Source organism: Streptomyces sp. H39-S7, assembly GCF_027158205.1.
Taxonomy (GTDB): Bacteria; Actinomycetota; Actinomycetes; order Streptomycetales; family Streptomycetaceae; genus Actinacidiphila.
Window position 1 is genome coordinate 160,792 of the sequence record NZ_JAPVLU010000005.1, and the last position, 19,107, is coordinate 179,898.

At 69.6% G+C, this 19,107-nt stretch carries 9 protein-coding genes and 1 tRNA gene; 5 read left to right on the plus strand and 5 right to left on the minus strand.

From position 1 onward, the window contains the following. Positions 1-110: 110 nt before the first annotated feature. Together O3X23_RS06980 and O3X23_RS06985 are read right to left on the minus strand one after the other, a co-directional pair. Positions 111-184, minus strand: a tRNA-Met gene (locus O3X23_RS06980). A 95-nt stretch (positions 185-279) separates the two neighbouring features. Further along, the gene (locus O3X23_RS06985) at positions 280-942 is read right to left on the minus strand and encodes a nitroreductase family protein (RefSeq protein ID WP_269270296.1); all 663 of its coding nucleotides are present in this window, start codon (positions 940-942) and stop codon (positions 280-282) included. A 324-nt stretch (positions 943-1,266) separates the two neighbouring features. Here O3X23_RS06985 and O3X23_RS06990 point away from each other — a divergent pair, with 324 nt between their 5' ends. The 5 genes from O3X23_RS06990 to O3X23_RS07010 all read left to right on the plus strand — a co-directional run bounded on the left by O3X23_RS06990 (position 1,267) and on the right by O3X23_RS07010 (position 6,887). Further along, positions 1,267-2,904, plus strand: a complete 1,638-nt coding sequence (locus tag O3X23_RS06990; protein WP_269270297.1) for an ABC-F family ATP-binding cassette domain-containing protein — start codon at positions 1,267-1,269, stop codon at positions 2,902-2,904. 55 nt (positions 2,905-2,959) lie between these two features. Beyond that, on the plus strand, positions 2,960-3,901 hold the full coding sequence (locus tag O3X23_RS06995; protein ID WP_269270298.1) for a pseudouridine-5'-phosphate glycosidase: 942 nt from the start codon (positions 2,960-2,962) through the stop codon (positions 3,899-3,901). Next, positions 3,898-4,791 (plus strand): carbohydrate kinase family protein, encoded by an 894-nt coding sequence (locus O3X23_RS07000; protein WP_269270300.1) that lies wholly within the window; start codon positions 3,898-3,900, stop codon positions 4,789-4,791. The genes O3X23_RS06995 and O3X23_RS07000 overlap by 4 nt, the downstream gene beginning before the upstream one ends. Before the next feature lie 159 nt (positions 4,792-4,950). Beyond that, positions 4,951-5,916, plus strand: coding sequence for an aldo/keto reductase (locus O3X23_RS07005; RefSeq protein ID WP_269270301.1), 966 nt, complete (start codon positions 4,951-4,953; stop codon positions 5,914-5,916). Between the two features lie 233 nt (positions 5,917-6,149). After that, positions 6,150-6,887, plus strand: coding sequence for a VOC family protein (locus O3X23_RS07010; RefSeq protein WP_331283883.1), 738 nt, complete (start codon positions 6,150-6,152; stop codon positions 6,885-6,887). A gap of 77 nt (positions 6,888-6,964) precedes the next feature. Here O3X23_RS07010 and O3X23_RS07015 read toward each other — a convergent pair whose 3' ends face one another. From O3X23_RS07015 to O3X23_RS07025, 3 genes are all read right to left on the minus strand, one after another. Further along, the gene (locus O3X23_RS07015) at positions 6,965-10,042 is read right to left on the minus strand and encodes a hypothetical protein (RefSeq protein WP_269270303.1); all 3,078 of its coding nucleotides are present in this window, start codon (positions 10,040-10,042) and stop codon (positions 6,965-6,967) included. 888 nt (positions 10,043-10,930) lie between these two features. Continuing rightward, positions 10,931-12,106 carry an ankyrin repeat domain-containing protein gene (locus O3X23_RS07020; protein WP_269270304.1) on the minus strand — a complete coding sequence of 392 codons (1,176 nt, stop codon included), beginning with the start codon at positions 12,104-12,106 and terminating at the stop codon, positions 10,931-10,933. Positions 12,107-12,162: 56 nt separating this feature from the next. Further along, positions 12,163-19,089: a polymorphic toxin-type HINT domain-containing protein gene (locus tag O3X23_RS07025; protein WP_269270305.1), complete on the minus strand. Its 6,927-nt coding sequence runs from the start codon at positions 19,087-19,089 to the stop codon at positions 12,163-12,165. Positions 19,090-19,107 lie beyond the last annotated feature (18 nt).

The following is a 19,107-nucleotide window of genomic DNA, read 5'->3' on the forward strand; positions in this document are numbered from 1 at the left end:
TCCCGATCACCCGATTTACGCCGGAGCAGACGGGCGCCGGCGGCCGGGCCCGAACCGGCACATGACAAAGCAGCAGGCCCGGTGCTTGCGCACCGGGCCTGCTGTGTAAGTAGCGGGGACAGGATTTGAACCTGCGACCTCTGGGTTATGAGCCCAGCGAGCTACCGAGCTGCTCCACCCCGCGCCGTTGAACGCAACCCTACGGGGTGGGGGACGCAGGACCAAATCATTACCGGCACCGGGCGGCGGACCGGCCGCCCGGAGCCGGACCCCGACCTGTCAGAGCCGGACCACGACCTGGTCGAGGTCCTTGCGGTGGATGTCCGGGACCCGGGCGCCTTCCGCCGGATAGCCGACCGGGATGACGTACGAGGCACGCTCCTCCGGAGGGCGGTCGCAGACGTCGTTCAAGAAGCGCATCGGGCTCGGTGTGTGCGTGAGGGTGGCCAGGCCCGCCTGGTGGAGGGAGGCGAGCAGGAGGCCGACGGCGATGCCCACCGACTCCTTGGTGTAGTAGGGGCGCGGCGACCCCGGACCCTTGTGCACCTCGAAGACGACGATGACGGCCGGGGCGTTCTCCAGGAACGGCTTGTGCCAGTCGGTGCCGATCGGGGCCAGGGCCTCCAGCCACTCCTCGGAGGCCCGCCGCTCGTAGAACTCGCGCTCCTCGGCCTCGGCCGCCTCGCGCAGGACGCGTTTGCGCTCCGGGTCGGTGAGGACGACGAACCGCCAGGGCTGCACGTTCGCCCCGCTCGGGGCGGTGGCCGCGGTGCGGATCGCCCATTCGACGACGCCCTGCGGGATCGGTTGGGAGGAGAAGTCCCGCACGGTCCGCCGGCTCGCCATGACCTCGTGGAAGGCCCGGCTGCGCGCCTCCGCCTCGTGGGCGGGGACCGTGTGGGGGTGGAGCGGCACCGTCGGGTATGCGGAGTCGTCGACCATGCCCACACCTCAGCACATCGCGCGCCGCCGCGGAAGACGGCACCCGCGGACTAGCCCCCGGAAAACGCGTTGCACGCCCCCAGCCCCCGGCGTAACGTCGTTGTCGGCCCTGTTGTCGTCGATCGGAGAAGGCCGTTGCTGGTTTGAGGTCATGAGACACCGCGCCCGTGGGTATTCCCCCGTGGCCCGAGTGCGACCTCGGCAGTGACCCGCCGTCCGTTCCGCCAGGGCGTCACCACCCAGTCATCTCCCCTCCGGGGTTGAGCCGCGTCGCGTTCCGGTGTCTCCGCAGTTGCCGTCCCATCCAGCAACCAGGAGGCCTCCATGTCATTCGCACCCTCGTCCATCCTCTGCACCCGCCTCTCCTTCTCCTGGCCCGACGGCACCCCCGTGCTCGACGGCTTCGACTTCGCCGCCGGGGCCGGCCGCACCGGGCTGATCGGGCTCAACGGCTCGGGGAAGTCGACACTGCTGCGCCTCATCGCCGGTGAACTGCGCCCGGCCGACGGGCAGGTGAAGGTGTCCGGTGAGATCGGCTACCTCCCGCAGAACGTCTCGCTCGACACGTCCGTCCGGGTCGACACCGCGCTCGGCATCGACGCGACCCGCGCCGCCCTGCACGCCATCGAGGGCGGCGACGCGAGCGAGGAGCACTTCGCCGCGGTCGGCGACGACTGGGACGTGGAGGAGCGCGCCCTCGCCACCCTCGACCAGCTCGGCCTCGGCCACATCTCCCTCGACCGCACCATCGGCGAGGTCTCGGGCGGCGAGTCGGTCCTGCTGCGACTGGCCGCCCTGCTGCTGCGCCGGCCCGACGTCCTGCTGCTCGACGAACCGACGAACAACCTGGACCTGGACGCCCGGCGCCGCCTCCACGACGCCGTCGCGTCCTGGTCGGGGCTGCTGCTCGTGGTCAGCCACGACCGGGAGCTGCTGGAGCTGGTCGACCGGATCGCCGAGCTGCGCGGCGGCGAGACGCACTGGTACGGCGGGAACTTCTCGGCGTACGAGGAGGCCGTCACCGTCGAGCAGGAGGCGGCGGAGCGGATGGTGCGGGCGGCCGGGACCGATGTGCGCCGGCAGAAGCGCGAACTGGCCGAAGCCCGGGTCAAACTGGCCCACAGGGCGCGCTACGGCCAGAAGATGTACGACTCCAAGCGCGAGCCGAAGATCGTCATGAACCAGCGCAAGCGCGACGCCCAGGTCTCCGCGGGCAAGCACCACACCCTGCACATCGAGAAACTGGAGGAGGCGAAGGAGCGGCTCGACGAGGCCGTCGAGGCGGTCAGGGACGACCGTGAGATCCGGATCGACCTGCCCCACACCGCCGTTCCCGCCGGCAGGACCGTACTGACCCTGCACGGGTTGGAGGTCCGCTACGGTGCCCGCGCCGAGCTGGAGGTGCGCGGACCGGAGCGGATCGCGTTGCTGGGCCGCAACGGCGCGGGCAAGTCCACCCTGCTGCGGACGATCGCCGGGCAGATCGAGCCGGTGGTGGGCGAGGCGGTGGCGCACGTGCCGATGCGGTACCTGCCGCAGCGGCTCGACCTGCTCGACGACGAGCTGACGGTCGCGGGCAACGTCGCCCGCTTCGCGCCCGGCGCGACCGACAACCAGATCAGGGCGCGGCTGGCCCGTTTCCTCTTCCGGGGCGGGCGGGCCGACCAGCCGGTCGGCACCCTCTCCGGCGGTGAACGGTTCCGCGCCTCGCTCGCCGCGCTGATGCTCGCCGACCCCGCCCCGCAACTGCTGCTGCTCGACGAGCCGACGAACAACCTGGACCTGGCCAGCGTGCGCCGGCTCACCGCCGCCCTGGCCTCGTACCAGGGGGCGCTGATCGTGGCAGGTCACGATCTGCCGTTCCTGCGCGGCATCGGCATCACCCGCTGGGTGCGGCTCGACGGCGAGCTGGCGGGCATCGATCCGCCCACCGCCGACGGGGAGCCGGAGAGGGAGGTGTGAGCTGGAGGTGTGAGCTGGAGGTTTGGGAACGTCGGCGGTCCGACAGGAATGAAAGATGGACCCTCGTACAGTCGTTCCCTCTTCGCTGTCCCTTGCGCTCTCCGACGAGGTGCGGGACGCCCTCGACCGGCGCGCGCCCGTGGTGGCCCTCGAATCGACGATCATCGCCCACGGCCTCCCCCGGCCCCGCAACCTGCGGGTGGCCGTGGAGCTGGAGGAGATCGTCCGCGCGGCGGGCGCCGTTCCGGCGACCGTCGCCGTCCTCGACGGGATCGCGCACGTCGGGCTGGGCAAGGACCAGCTGGAGCGGGTCGCGAGCGACCAGGACCTGCGCAAACTCGGCTTCCGTGACCTCGCGCCGGCCCTGGCCACCGGCGCGAGCGGTGCCACGACGGTCTCCGGCACGGCGTTCCTGGCCGCCCGTGCCGGGATCCGGATCTTCGCCACCGGCGGTCTCGGCGGGGTGCACCGCGACTGGGTCAGCCATCAGGACGAGTCCGCGGACCTGCGGCTGCTCGCCCGCACCCGCGTCACGGTCGTCTGCGCCGGGGTGAAGTCGATTCTCGACGTGCCGGCAACCCTGCAGCGGCTGGAGACGCTCGGCGTCGGCGTCGTCGGCTTCCGGACCGGCACCTTCCCCGGCTTCTACCTGACGAGTTCCGGCGAACCACTGGACTGGACGGTGCACGAGCCGTCCGAGGTCGCCGCGGTGATGAGCGCCCAGGACGCGCTGGGAGGTCCGGGCGCCGCGCTGATCGTGGCCAATCCTGTGCCCGAGGCCGAGCAGCTCGATCCCGCGCTGCACGACCGGGTCCTGGTCGCCGCCCACGAGGCCGCCCATGCGGCCGGGATCACCGGCCAGGCCATCACCCCGTTCCTGCTCGCGTACTTCGCCGAACACACCGGCGGCGCCTCCCTGGAGGCGAATCTGGCGGCGGTGCGGGGCAACGTCCGGCTCGCCGCCGCGATAGCCGGGCACTGGTCGCGGCTCGCATGACCACGACCGGGACGTCCCTGCTGGTCATCGGGGACGTCGTCACCGACATCGTGGCCCTGCACCACAAACCGCTCGCGCCCGACACCGACACCTCCGCCCGGATCGCGGTCCGGCCCGGCGGATCCGGCGCCAACACCGCCTCCTGGGCGGCCCGTTCGGGCGCCGACGTGCGACTGCTGGCCCGCGCCGGGACGGATTCCGCCGACTGGCACCGGGACGTACTGCGGCACTGCGGGGTGCGCGCGCACCTGCGCGTCGACCCGTCGCTGCCGACCGCCGTCGTCATCGCGCTGGTCGACGCGGCAGCGGAGCGCACCCTGGTCACCGACAGCGGCGCGAGCGTGCGGCTCGGCCCGGCGGACTGGGACGCGGCGCTGCTCGACGGAGCCGGCCAACTGCACCTCTCCGGCTACCTGTTCTTCAACGAACCCGGCCGGCGACTCGCCGCGCTGGCCATGGCCGCGGCCCGCGAACGCGGCATCCCGGTGAGCGTGGACCCCGCCTCCACCGGTTTCATCCAGCAGCTCGGGGTCCGCTCCTTCCTGGACGCCATCGCGGGTGCGGACCTGCTGCTGCCGAACCTCGCCGAGGCCCGGTTGCTGACCGGTGTATCCGATCCCGTGGGCGCCGCCGAGCAGTTGAGCGCCGCCCATGGAGTGGCGGTGGTGAAACTCGGCGGCGCCGGAGCCCTGGTGGCCGAGCGCGGCACGCTCACCGCCCGTGTGCCCGGCGCCGCGGCCGACGCCGTCGACACCACGGGCGCCGGCGACGCCTTCGCCGGCGGCTTCCTGGCGGCGCGACTCACCGGCGCGGACCTGGCCGGGGCCGCCGCCGCGGGCTGCCGGACGGGGGCGGCGGCGGTCGCCACGGTGGGCGGCCGGCCGGAATAGCCGACGGCTGGAACAGTCGACGGCCGGAACAGTCGACGGCCGGAATAATCATGGGACCCGCACGCCGGGATGCGGCAGGGTGATCATCGTCGGCGATCGCGCAGCGAGTCGGTTCCCCACCGTCGGCCGATTCCGCAACCACCCGAAGGAGCAGCGTCCATGCGCACCACCACTCTCGGCAGCAAGGGCCCCGAAGTCGGCGTCGTCGGACTCGGCTGCATGGGCATGACCCATGCCTACGACCCGAGCGGCCGGGACGACACGGTCTCTGTCGAGGTCGTCCGCCGCGCCCTCGACCTGGGGGTCACGCTGATCGACACCGCCGACGCCTACGGCCCCTACACCAACGAGGAGTTGGTCGGCCGCGCCCTCGCGGGCCCCCACCGGGAGCGCGCCGTACTGGCCACCAAAGTGGGCCTGGTCCTGACCGGCACGGAGGAGGGACGGCCGGTCTACGGCCGGAACGGCCGGCCGGAGCACATCAAGGCGTCGATCGACGCGAGCCTGCGCCGGCTGGGCACCGATCACGTCGACCTCTACCAGCTGCACCGCATCGACGCCGAGGTCCCCGTCGAGGAGACCTGGGGCGCCCTCGCGGAGGTGGTGGCCGCCGGCAAGGCCCGCCGGATCGGCCTGTCCGAAGCGACGGTCGAGGAGATCGAGCGGGCCCACGCCCTCCACCCGGTCGCCTCCGTCCAGTCGGAGCTCTCCCTGTGGACCCGCGACGCGCTCGCGGACGTCCTGCCGTACTGCGAACGCGAGGGCATCGCCTTCCTGCCGTTCTCCCCGCTGGGCCGCGGCTTCCTCGCCGGTCGCTTCAGCTCGTACGACGACCTCCCCGCCGACGACATGCGCCGCAACCTCCCCCGCTTCCAGCAGGACGCGCTGCGCACCAACCTCGCCATGGTCGGCACGGTCCGCGCCATCGCCGAGCGCATCGGCGCCACCCCTGCCCAGGTCGCCCTCGCCTGGGTCCTCGCACAGGGCCGCCACGTCGTCCCCATCCCCGGCACCAAGACCCCGAAGTACCTCGCCGACAACGCGGGCGCCGCCGACCTCACCCTCTCCCCCGCCGACCTCACCGAACTGAACGACCTCCCGGCCGCCACGGGCACCCGCTACTGACGGCCGCCGCCCAGCGGGGATCACGCCCCCGGGGATCGCGGCCGCCACGCGCACCCGCCAGAGCGAGCACTTCCGCGCGCCCGATGGCGCTCTCGGCGGAGCGCGAGGAAGGTGGTCAGTGAGGGGTACGCAGCCGCGCGGGCCCGCGCCCGTGGCGGACCACCGCTGGGAGACGCACGATGTCCGAAGTCACCGCACCTTACGAACCCGGAACACCATGTTGGGTCGACCTGATGGTCCCGGACCAGCAGGCCGCCCTGGACTTCTACCGCGACCTCTTCGGCTGGCAGGGCGAGATCGGCCCCGAAGAGTTCGGCGGCTACTCGATCTGCACGCTGAAGGGCAAGCCGGTCGCGGGCATGATGAAGTCGATGGCGATGGGCGACCAGCCCCCACCGCCACCCAACTGGACCAGCTACTTCAGCTCCGCGGACGCCGACGCCACGGAGGCCGCCATCCGTGCGAACGGCGGCACCTTGATCGTGTCCGCCACGGACGTCGGTGGCATCGGCCGGATGCTGATCGGCGTGGACCCGCAGGGCGCGGTGTTCGGTGTGTGGCAACCGAAGGGTTTCGACGGCGCCGCGATCGTCAACGAGCCCGGCGCCCTGGTCTGGAACCAGCTCAGCACCCCCGACCCGAAGGGTGCCGGCGTCTTCTACCAGGCGGCCCTGGGTCTGGAGGCCGGCCCCATGCCGGACATGCCGGAGTTCACCGGCCTCCAGGTCAAGGGCCGCACCATCGGCGGGGTGCAGGGCATGGAGAACCTGCCGGAAGGCGTCCCGCCGCACTGGCTGGTGAACTTCTGCGTGGACGACGTCGACAGCACGGCGGACGCGCTGGTGCGCGCCGGCGGCTCGCTGATGGCGCCGCCCTTCGACATGGACAAGGTCGGCCGCATGGCGGTCGTCCTGGACCCGCAGGGCGCCGCCTTCGCGATCGTCGCGACGAACGAACCCGTCAAGCCCTGACCCGCCCGCGCCGCGCCCCCGGCCGGTCGCGTCAGGGCCGGATCACCCTGTCCTGACACGACCGGCCGCGCACGGCCCTACTCGGGTGACGTGGCCAGCCGCAGGGCCCCGTCCCGCACGTCCGGGTCCGCGTGGCGGCGCAGCAGCCGTAGCTGCTCACGCCAGGTCTCCGACCACTGCGTGTGACTGCCGCCCACGTCGGTGACGGTGACGGCGAGCAGCCCCGCGGAGTAGCCGTCGGCCACGGACAGCTCTTGGACCGCGCACAGCAGAACATCGGAGGTTCCCGCGGGCCCCGCCATCCGCAGCCGTCCGTGCACAACCTCGGCGGCCCGTAGGGCGAGCGCGGGCCGTCCTTCGGTCAGTCGCGCGAGTCGGACGAGGGCCGCCGTGAACGCTTCCGGCTCGGCGTGCGCGTCGACGGCGTTCGCCAGGACCTGAGCGGCCTCCGGCAGGAACGTGCCGGACCCGGCGAGGAGCTCGCCGACCACCGCGGCGACAGCCCGGGCAGTACCCGACGCCTGACGGGCGTGGCCCGCCAACTGCTTGGCGAGAGCCTCCACGCGGCGCCGGGCCGGCCGGTCACGGTCCGGTTCGGCGTCCGGCTCGCCCGGAAGGCCGGCCGCCGCCATCAGCGACGTCAGGGCACGGGCCAGCGGGCCACTCGGGTCGTCCAAGTTGTCCGGGTTGCCGAGCTCCGGCCCGGCCGGCCCGGAGATCGCCAGCGCGACCAGCGCCGCGCCCGCCGCGGGCCAGGTCCGCCGGTTGTCCAGGTCGGTGACGGCGGACACCAGCACCTCCGCCGCGTCCGGCGCCCACGGGGTCCACCGCGGAAGTGCCTCGAACCCGCGCAGGGCGGTCTCCGGGTCGGCGCTGTCGCACACGGCCGTGACGAGCCGCGCGTAACGCGTGCGGTGCCGTTCCGCGAGGTCGAGCGGATGGGCGCGGAGCACGGCCTGACGCACCTCGGACCCTCCGGACGCCGCCGCTTCCAGCAGATCCCACGCCGGATCGCAGTCGAGCAGCCCCGTCGCGAACGCCACGCACGCGGCCCGCACGTCACGGTGCTGGCCGGCCCGCCCGTACGCGTCGGCGAGCAGGACGGCCGCTTCCGCCGGCGGAAGCCGGGTGGCGGCCAACCGGGCCGCCTCCTTGCGGCCGGTCACCTTCGTCGGGGCGCCGTCCTCGGGCAGCAGTACGGCGTGCAGGGACGCACGCAGCCGGGAGGGCTCGACGTACAGCGTCGCGCGGGTCGCCGCGTAGGCCGCCACCCGCGCGCGCTCGCCGCCGACGCGCGCGAGCAGGTCCGGCAGGGCCTCCCCGGGCCGGTCCGTCCACACCAGCGCGCCGAGCGCGGCTTCGGCGAGCGGCACGCTGGTGGAGCTGATGAATCGGCGGACCATGTCGGCGCCGAGCTCCGGTATGACGGCGGCCTGGGAGATCGCCGAGGTGCGTTGATGCATGTGCAGCGAGGCGTCATCCGCGCGCCGGGCCAGCAGCCGCGCGGCGGCGGCCTGGTGGCGGGGCAGCCAGCGGTTCACCGAGCTGTCGATCCACGGCATCCAAGGGGCGCCTTCGACCAGGAAGCGGCCGTAGGGCGGAATGTCGCCCAGGACGGCGTCGAGCAGATCGGTGCGGTGCTCGGTCAGCACCGTCAGGACGGGCGACAGCACTGCCGCCGACGGTTCGAGCTCGAGGATCGCGGCCACCTCGGCGTCTCGATCCGACGAGCCCTCGAGCCAGTACTCGATGGCCTGCTGCACCGTCGCGTTGTTGCCGAACAGGATTGCCTGCCACAGCAGTTCACGCAGCTGGGGCATGCCGCGGGCGCGCCGGCCCAGCGAGCGGGTGAGGGCGAACGTCAGGGTGTGGTCCGCCTTGTCCGCGCCCGCTTCCAGCCACGGCCGCAGTGCCTCGAACACCTCGTGTTCCTGATCCCGCCGCAACCCCTCGTCCAGCCGGCCCAGATCGACGCCACCGGCGGACCCGTGCAGGCGCTCCAGCGTGCTCAAGGCCCAACCGACCAAGCCCTGTTCGCCGGTGGCAGCATGTTCGCGCAGCAGATGGACGGCGAGCGTGCGCAGGGCGTGGTGGGTCTGCCGGGACGAGTCGCGCGCCTCGATCGCATCAGTGGTGATGCGCCCGAGGGCGCCCGCGTCATCATCCGTGAAAAGCCGGGGATGCGTCTCCGCGAGCGCCGCGAGCGCGGCGGACCGTACCGGATCCTGCTCATTGCGCAGGCGCTCCAGCGCGCCCAGCACCTCGGTGACCCGCGCGGGCTCACCGGAACGGGCCACGTTGCGCACCAGCAGCGGCCACGCCCGCGCCCGCTCCTCGGCCGCGGGGCGGCGGGTCCCGGCGGTCAGCTCCTCGACCGCCTCTTCCACCGGCAGGTAGGAGACCGCGGTCAGCACCGTCAGCCAGGATGCCCCGCGCTCGCGCGCCTGAGCGACCATCCGCCGCGCCTCCGACTCACGGCGCGCGTGCGGAAGGACGGCGAGCAGCACGGGGTCGAAGGCCGCGCGACTCAGGTCCTGTCCGCTGGTGAAAGCGTCGAACAGCTCGTTGCGCCGGGACGGCGGCACCACCTTCAGCACCTGGGCGAGACGCGCGTGGTCCTGGCTCATGGCCCGGCCGAAATCCGCGAGTTCGGGCGCGCCCAGGCGTACGAGACGCCGCAGGGTCGACCGCTTGAGGCCCCCCCGCCGCAGCGCGTCGACCCGCTCGGGAGCCAGAAGGTAGCGCAGGGCACGGCCGGGAGCCGCCGACACGAGATCGTCTATCCGGTCCAGTACCCGGGCCGGAAGCGGCCCAGGACACAGCCGCTCCAGCAGCTCGAGCACGCGTTCCGGCTCCGCCGTCAGCGCCGCCGCCACTCCCGCGCCCCGCCGGTCCCACCAGCCGCCGCGCATGGTCTCGGGCAGCGCCTCGAGCTGACGCCCCGCCTCGTCGAGCACGGCGACAGGATGCCGCAGCCCCAACACCGCCCACCCGCTGACGGCATGCGCCAGTTCCGGCAGCAGCCGCACCACGGTGGCCGGACCGCAGCCGGCCAGCAGCCGGGCCGCTTCGGCGTCACCCCAACTCGTCCGACCGCCATCGATCAGCCGATCAGCGAGCGCGGAGCGCCGCCCGGCAACAATCGCCCGAACCACCTGCCGCCGCACAGCAACGGGAGCGTCTTCCAGAGCCGCAACGACCGCATCATCGGAAAGCCGCCCCCGCTCCACAGCCTTGACCGCGACCCCACGCACCACCGCATCCGGATCCGCGATCCTGACCTGCAGATACCCATGGTCCCGCCCGACCGCAGCAGCGGTAGCAGCCAACCTCCGCTCATAAGCCCCACGCTGCGAAAGCTCCCGCAACACCCCAGCCAACTCACCCCGCCCCTCAGCCCCCCGCACCCACCGAGCCAACTCCCGCATCCGCGCCGGATAGGCCAACGGCTCCAGGGCCGCGAGGAGTTCGTCGGCAAGTGATCCGGATTCATGCGGGATAAGGTCCATACCGCCCATCCTGCCGCCCCGCCCACGGCCCCACCAGCGATTTCCCGTGAGCGACGCATGGCCATCCCAACGCAAACAGTGCCGACCGACGACCGACGCAAAAAGTCTCCGAAGACCGAGCCCGCTACGCCTACGCCTTGGTGCAGCGGACAACGCCGGTGATGGTATTAGACGGCTGCCGTAGGTGATCGAACGCATGCGGAATCAGGAGGGGCGTGCATCGGTCGAGCGGGTCGTGTCCTCACCCTGCATGATGTAGGTCCTGGACACCTGCGACCGGATCGCAGAATACTGGCCTTCTCCAGCCAGATGACTCTGGCTGGAGAAGGCCACCGAGCCGCTCCTGGCTGGTCAGACAGACAAAGCCGCCTTCGACGCCGTCGGACGTGCTCCTCATCGGTTGATTTAGAGGTCGGCCCCCTACGCCGCAGGCGATCAACCAGTTGCGAGACGTGCGACTCGCCGAACCTTAAATCACTATCGCTCCCGATGAAGCGGCCACCCGATAACGCCCCAACTCAGCCCCAAGGCCGCTCAATTTATCCGACGGTCGAGCTCCTCATAAATATCTACGATCTCATCCTGACCCATACCGATCGGCATCGCTCCCGGACTGCCGTGTGCCAGCTCAAGCAACGCAGCCCTCAAAACTGCAAGCTCATCAGCAGTAATGCCCAGCGCATGCCAGGGAGCATTAGAGACCGGCTGCGGTTCATCACGGAGGCGTCCTACGAGATCGACAGCGTTATCCGTGCTCCTACCTGTATGCGCTTCCCATTCCTCACTACCGAGGTCCTTCACAGCGTGCTCGAGCAAGCGTGCCCATCGCTCGAATATGTCGGGGTCGCCCGTGAGCGTGTAACCAGTCGCGCGGATACCCATCACGCTGCGAGGGATCGGAGCGTAGTCCAATCCAACGACGCGTTCACCCAGAAGAATCCGGACTCTTTTCCGCTGCCAACCCTTGGCAAGTTCCCTGGCCGTCGTGCCGTCGCCATTGATCTTGTCGATGTCCGCACCAGCGAGGAGGAGGACGCTCACTACATCTTGTTCATCGCGTTCAACCGCATGCATCAGGGCAGTCCGCCCCTCAGCGTCGACCGCATCGACGTCGGCCCCTGCTTGCAGCAACACATCTACGGCGGCGGAATCTCCGCGACGCGCAGCCAGAACAAGCACAGGCGTACCGTCACCACGTCGCTGGTTCGGATCGTCCCCGGCCCCCACAAGGGCTCGCAGGACCGCAGGCGGCACCCTCAGCGCCACCGCGCCGACGAGGGACGCCATCGATCCGGGTTGGGGCCGAGCGCCATGAGCAAGCACCATTTGCATAATCTGCAAAGCGGGTGCGTGCGGCATGTGCCGAACAGCGCTCATGGCGTCAGCAAGAACGTCACTGGGACCAGCTGTTTCCCAATCGACCGCACCCTGTTCCAGCAGCAGCTGAGTAACCGCAGGGTGACATTCTTTAATCGCACGACGCAGCGGCGAGAGAACATACGGATCGGAGGTTCCGATATCTGCTCCACTCTCGAGCAACAGACGCACAATACGCAGGTCCCCGGTACCAGCCGAAAAGGCCAGAGCTGAACCCTGAGTGCGACCCAACGAAGCATTCGGATCAGCGCCGAGGGCGAGGGACCGCTCGACACCAGGAACATCGCTGGCCTTTATGGCATCAAGTAGCCTCCGCGACGCCTCAATGTTCATGAGCAAGAATTCCGCAGGTAGTCATCGCTTCCCAATCAGACAGACAGACAGAGCATTTACCTATTGGCTTCTGCGTCGAAGTAGTCTTGAGGTTTTTTCCCTCCAGCAACCCCTGGCCTGAAGTAGGTCGTTATCTTATTGCCCGTACGCATACCAACACGACCTTGCGAATCCAAACGGATAATTGTCGTCTGCCCGTTGAGAGTCCGCCGGGTCTCCTGGACACCGACTGGGCAGGTATCACTGCACATCAGCTTCTTCGCATCGTCCACCATTTTTTCAAATCCACCGTCATAGTCATATTCCGGCATGTCTGGCGTACGGGTTGGATTGCCCTCGTCATCGTGACCCAGCACGTGTTTGTCATATTTCTCGTCTGCCACACCCGGACCAAAGTCGCAGTTGTGAACGAGGACCGGAGCGGCGCCTGCGAGCACATAGTACGTGTGGACGCCGCTGATGGTGAGGTCATGCGTGCGCTGGCGCTTGTCGAAGTGGCGGACCCCTTCGACGGTGACTCGGTCACCCTTAGGGGTGTGGAGGGTCATGCCGGGCTTGAGGTCGCCGGCGTTCATCCACTTTGCTTCGGACTCCACCCAGAAGGGGTGGGTGGTGGTGGCGACGATCGCCGCCGCGTCGGTGGTCGTGGTCTTGACGGTGAGGTCGACGAAGTGCTTGTCGTCCTCGGTCGTGATGGTGGCGACGACCTCGCGGGTGGTGGACTTGCCCGTGTCGGGGTCGGTGGTGGTGACCGTGTCCCCGAGGGCTACTTGTTCAATCGGCTTGGAGGTGCCGTCACTCAGCAGTACCAGGGTTCCGGGTAGGAAGCTGTGGGTGCATTCAGGTTCCTTGCTGAGTAGCTCCTTCCCCTTGGCTACGGCGACCTTGGCTTTCTCACGGGCTATCTTGAGAGCGTCTTTCGCCTTGCCGAGGGTCTTGGATGCCTTGCCGATGTCGCGGATGCCGCTGATGAGGTCGCCGACCAGGCCCACGACCTTCTTGGCGAGCTTGATGCCCTTGGCCCATTTCCATGGGGTGCCGTACTTCGCAAGAATCTTGCCCGCGATGCCGCCGGCGAAGCTGCCTGCGACGTTGAGGAGGGTCTCTCCGCAGGCCCCGAGGTCTCCGCTCGAGAAACAGTCCAAGGCCGCGTCGATACCGATGAGATCCCTGACAATGGCGATCAGGATCTTTACGGCTTGCTTGACCTGGTGCTTCTTGTTGTTGAGGTTCGTCTGAGCGACGTCTACGTCCTGCTGGGCCTTGGACTCGGTGTCCTTCGCCGGAGCGCAGACGCCGACGGTGCCCGCGCAGGGGTCCTGTGAGCCTGTGCAGAAGGGTGCGAAGGTGCAGGTTCCGGTGGGGTCGGAGAAGGTCACCGGTGAGTTGTGCGAGTAGGAGTACGCATTCATCTGCTCGGGCTGGGAGTAGTCGATGATGGGGTCGACTGACATGAACTTGCCGATATCGGCGTCATACTCCCGGGCGCCGAGGTGCGTGAGCCCGCTCTGGGTGTCCTTGGTGCCGCCGACGAAGCCCTTTTCGCCGGGCCAGGTGCCGGTGGGCGTCCCGCGGTCTGCCCCATAGGGGTCGAAGCGGCGTTGGCTGACGACTCCGGTGGTGGAGTTGATGGCAAGGCTGCTGGTGCCCTGGTGGTCGGAGGCGAGGAAGGACAGGTCGCCGTTGTTCTGGCGCACCGCGATGGATTCGCCGGCGAAGGAGTAGTAGCGGGTCGCTTCCACGGTGTTGCCGCCGGTGGGCAGGCGCAGTTCCATGCCCGGCAGGTAGACGGTGGTGGCGCTCGCGTCGCGGCGCAGGACGCGGCTGCCGTCCGCGTCGTAGAGGTAGGTGGTTTCCGTGCCGTCGGCCTCGGCGGTCTTGGTCAGTTCGCCCTGGTCGTTCCACTCCAGGGACTGGGCGTTGCCGCCGGTGGTGCGGGTAGTGGTGTTGCCGGCGTCGTCGTAGCCGTAGGTGGACTTGGACTCTCCGGTGGGCTTCTTCTCGGTGAGAGTGGTGACCGCGTGGGGCCCGGCACCGTTCTCGCCGTAGGTGTACGTGCGCGAAACGTCCTTGGAGGCATCCAGCGAGATGTTGTGGTCGACGTCCTTGGTGCGGTTGCCGATGGAGTCCGTCGTGTAGGACTTCCAGTACGCGGCCGGGCCTCCCAGCGCGCTGCTGCCGGGAGCGGCGGCGCAAGCGGTGGGGGTGCTGGCCGGAGTGTCGGCGCCCACCTGTCCGCCGACGGTGCCGGAGCCGGTTGCGGTCGCCGCGGTGGCGGCCGGGGTCCACGCCTCGGACAGGCGCTGGCCGCTGTCGTAGGCGAAGCACTGGACATCGGGGTTGGCACCCGCGGTGTCCGAGATCGACAGGACGTTGCCGGCCTGGTCGTAGGCGTACTGCGAGGCCTTCACCGCACCGGTGACACCGGAGATGTCCGTCTTGGAGCTGGTGAGGCGGTCGGTGCCCTTCTCATAGGCGAAGGTCTGCTGGACCTTCTTGCTGCTGCCGCCCGTGGACAGCGTCAGGCCCTTGAGCTGGCTGGTGGGCGTGTAGAGGGCTTGGGTGACGTAGGTGGACGCGCTCGTCATGGCGTTCGGGCGCTGCAGCTCGTCGTAGCCGTAGGCGATCGCCTCGCTGGGCAGAGCGCCCGCGGCGGGCATGCCCGTGCTCTGGACGGTGCCATCCCGGTTGTAGCCGGTGGTGAAGGAGTAGGTGCCCTTCAGGGCGCCTTGTGCTGCGGGCACGGCGTAGTCGGTGCGCAGCGGGCGGTAGAAGGCGTCGGTGCTCTGGACGATGGTGGCGAAGTACTCGGTGGCGCTGGTGTAGCGCAGGGTGGCCCAGGCCTGCCCGAGGCGGCCGGCCTTGTCGTAGCGGGTCTCGGTGAGTTTGGTGCCGGTGGTCGGGTCGCCGTTCCAGGTGGTGAGGGTGCGTCCCAGCTTGTCGTAGACCGACGAGGTCTTCTTGCCACGGGCGTCGACCGTCGAGATCGGGCGGTCGAGTCCGTCGTACACGGTGGTCGCGGTGCCCGCGTCCGGGTCGACGGTCTTGGTCTGACGGCCGAGCTGGTCGTACTCGAAGCTCCAGGTGTGGTTCTGGGCGTCGGTGACGGTGTTCGACTGGCCGCTGGGCGTGTACGTGTACTTGGTGGTGTCGTACTGCGCTCCGGGCGAGCCGGGGAGCGGTGCGTCGCTGTGGTAGTGGCGCAGTTCGGTGGTGCGGCCCTGGGCGTCGGCGATGCTGGTGGTCGGCATCTGGCCGGTGGGCGGGTCGACGTGGGTGCGTTCCCCGTCGTAGGTGGTGGTGGTGCGCCATTGCTCGACGCCGGCCACCTGGAAGATATCGGCGGTGGTACGTCCGAGGCCGTCGTACTCGGCAAGGCTCTGAGCCCCGACCGCGCCGTTGGCGACGAGCAGCAGTTCGTCGGAGGGGGTGCCGGCGGCGTTGTAGGTGTCGTTGGTCTTCTTCGGCTTGCCGATGCCGTTGTAGAAGACGTCTCCGACCATGCGGGTGCCGCCGGGGCCCTCGGTCTGCTTCTGGCGTGGGCGCAGCAGGCTGTCGTAGAGCTGGTATTCGACGCCGTAGTTGCCGCCGTTGTCGATCTTCTCGGTCTTGATCGCGGTGGGCTTGTCGCGCCGGATGTTGTAGGTGTACTTGATGCTCGGGGTGGAGGTCTTGGCGCGGTCAGCCAGCCATACCGAGGTCAGGCGGCCCAGCGCGTCGTAGGCCAGGTCGGTGCGCTTGCCGTTGGGGTCGGTCTGGCCCGACGAGACGCCCCAGGCCTGGACGTAGTCGGTGGTGGTGATGTGGCCCAGCGCGTTGGTGTTCTTGGCCTGCGAGATCAGGCCGTTGAGATCGGTGTACGCGGTGGCCGTGGTCGCGTCCCCGGCATCGGTCTGCGAGGTCGGGCGGCCGAACGTGTCGTACGCGGTGATGCCGGTGACCTGGTAGGTGGCGGTGGTGCCGTCGTGGGCGGTCAACCGCTCGGTCTTGACCGCGTTGTTCTGGCCGTCGTACGTGGTGCGTTCGTCCGCCAGAACCTGGGTTTTCCGGTTCGGGGTGGCGGCGCAGGTGACGGTGACGGCTTCGCTGCGGGAGACGAGTTCGTAGATGTTCCTGGCCGGGTCGTCGGCGTACCACAGCCGGGTGCACCGGTCGTCCGCGCTGACCTGGGGGTCACCGAGGTCCTCGGTGTACTGGAGCCGGCCGTTGGGCACCGAGGTGTCGTACGTGGAGGACGACTTGGTGGCCTGCCAGGTGTTGTCGGACTTCTGGGTGTAGCCGCGCGACAAACCCGCCTTGACCAGGGTGGCCTTGTTCGTGCCCCAGGTCCTGGTCTGGGTGGCGGTGTCGTACTTCCACGGCTCGGAGATCGTCTTGGCGATGACCTTGCCGCCGGTGGCGTTGTCGTAGGTCTGTGCCTCGATCTCGAAGCCCGTGAACTCCTTGTCCCCGGTGTATTCGGTGCCGGTGGAGTCCGTCACCTTCTCACTGCGGGTGCCGCCGCCGGGGAGTTTGTCGCCGTCCAGTCCCTGCAGGTAGGTGTAGTTCAGCCGGGTCGCGGGGGTCTGGCCGTTTCCGCTGGTGACGGTGACCTTGCCGTAGCCCTGCCACTGCCCCCAGGTCAGGAACTTGTCGTCGGTGATGCCGTTCGGCTCGGCGTGCCGCCAGCCGGCGTTGCCCTGGTAGTCGTAGTGGGTGACCAGGTCGTCACCACCGCCGGTGCGGTCGGTCTCGATGACCTCCTGGACGACGTACTTGTGGAACCAGTCCGTCCTGGGCTCGATGGTGCCCGGCGGGGCCCACACCACGGGGTAGCAGCGCTTGGTGGACTCTCCGGGCTTGGGCAGCGCGGTGGCGGTGCACTCCGTCGGCGCGTAGGTGACGTCCAGTTGCGCCCCGGTCTCACTGACGACCGTGGCCAGGCGGAAGCGGTGAATGGCGTCGGTGTTGTCGGTGTCGCTGTCGACCCGGTTCTTCAGGTGCACGCCGCCGAGTTCCAGCGAGGGCAGCTTCTCGCTGCCACCACCGGCCTTTCCCTCGTGGTCGATCTTGGAGAGCCACAGGGTCTTCGTGGCGTCCCCGTTGTCGGTGAAGGTGTGGGTGAGGGTCCAGGCATCCACATCGCCGTAGGCGTCCACGGCGGGGCCGGTGCTCATCTGGGCGGTGATACCGGTCAGCCGCTTGGTCGTCCAGAAGGTCTGGCTGGCCTGGCTGAGAGTGCACTTGGTGCCGACCCTGCAGGACTGGTCGACCGGGGTGTCCGGCCAGTTGGCCGCGTTGGCGGTGGTGAACTTGGCGGGGGCGCAGTCGAAGGTGTCGGTCGGCAGGCAGCGCTCTGCGGTGTTGAAGACCACGCGGGCCGGGGCTTTGGCGTAGGCGGCGTCGGCGCGCTGGCCGTAGTCGATGTGCTTGAGGTAGCCACCCCGGGTGTAACTGGTGCCGTTGACGTCCGTCTTGCCGTTCAGCGCGTAGGCGTTGGCTTCCTTGCCGTAGAAGTAGGACATGGCATTGCCGTGGGTGTCCTTGACGAAGTCGAGGTTCCACCGCCAGGCCTGGTCGCAGTGCGCGCTGGTGAAGGTGGCGTTGTAGCAGGGCTCGCCCGAGTCATCGCCGAAGATCGGTGCGGTCCAGGCCGACCCTGTCTCTTCCTTGCCGGCGCTCCAGCCGGGCAGGCGGTTGAGACCGAAGTAGTACTCGGTGCCGTCGGTCGTAGTGATCTTCCAGTGCTCGCCGTCGTTGTCACCGTTGCCGGTGACGGTGTCGGCGTTGCTGAGCTGTTCGATCTTCGAGCCGTTTTCGGAGGCGAAGTGCCACTTGCCGGTCTTGTCGTCCTTGACGAGCTCACCGGACGAGTCGCCGAGCATCACCGTGGCGTTGTCGAAGGCCCAGCACTGCTCGCCGGAGGCAGCGTGCCCGTCGTCCGCACAGGGCTTGTAGGAGCGCTCGACATATCCCGGCTCGTAGGCGAAGCCCTCACCGACCCAGGACCCCTGGTTGTTGGTGGCCGACGTGCGGCCGTCAGCGGACTGCGAGGTGTAGCCCAGGCCGACCGTGGGCGTCAGACCACCCGGGGTCGGAACCACCCGCAGCGGATAGTTCCAGGAGAATCCGCCGGAGGAGTTGGCCACCGACCAGCTCGCCGACGGGGCCAGCGAAGTGGCCTTGTAGTCGCCCTTCGAGGACGAACTGTCGGCGGCCAACGCGTACACGGCCGGCGCGGCCTTCGCCGTGCGGGCATTCGCCGTCGGAGTATTCGCCGTCCGGGTGCTCGCCGCCACAGCGGTCGGCGCCGCGGCCACCGTTGCGCTCACGGTCAGCGCGGCGGTGTCATTGGTCGAGGCGATGGCCGTGGACGTGGCGGGGCAGTCCGGGCCGGGAGCCTTGGTCGCCGCACACGCGGGCAACTGGATCAGCCGAAGGCGCGAACCGTAACCGCCCCCGGCCCCCTCGGTGAACTTCGAGTAGTCCAGGGAAAGCTGGACCGGGGCCGCGTCGGACCCCGCGTCACCGCGCTCCACGGTGAGCAGGGCCGCACTCCCCCACCGCTGTGCCGTCTGACGACTCAGTGAGGTGACCTTGACGTGGGCAGGCTGCTTCGCGGCGGACACCCCCTTGGCTGCGACCGGACGCACCGCGACGGGCAGACCACCCACACTGGCTTTGGCACTCGCGGCCGCCACCCTGGCTCCTGTGGCCGCGGGCAGGGGTATGTCGATGCTTCCGGCTCCCGGCCACGCGGCCGGACCGAGGGTCTTGACCGCTGCCTTCTTCGCGGCATCCGCCGGTCGTGCCTTGGCCGCCTTCGCGTCCTTACCAGTGACCGGGTCCGGATTGTCCGCGAAGCCGGGGAGGTGCCCGGAGTCCGACGCGAACGCTACGGCTTGGAGGGTGCCGGCCGACAGCGCCAAGGCCAGGCCCAGAACGGTACCGGCCACCGCACGCCGGGGCATGCGAGAGGCGAGCAGCCGACCGCGTAGAAACATCACACAACTCCGCAAGGG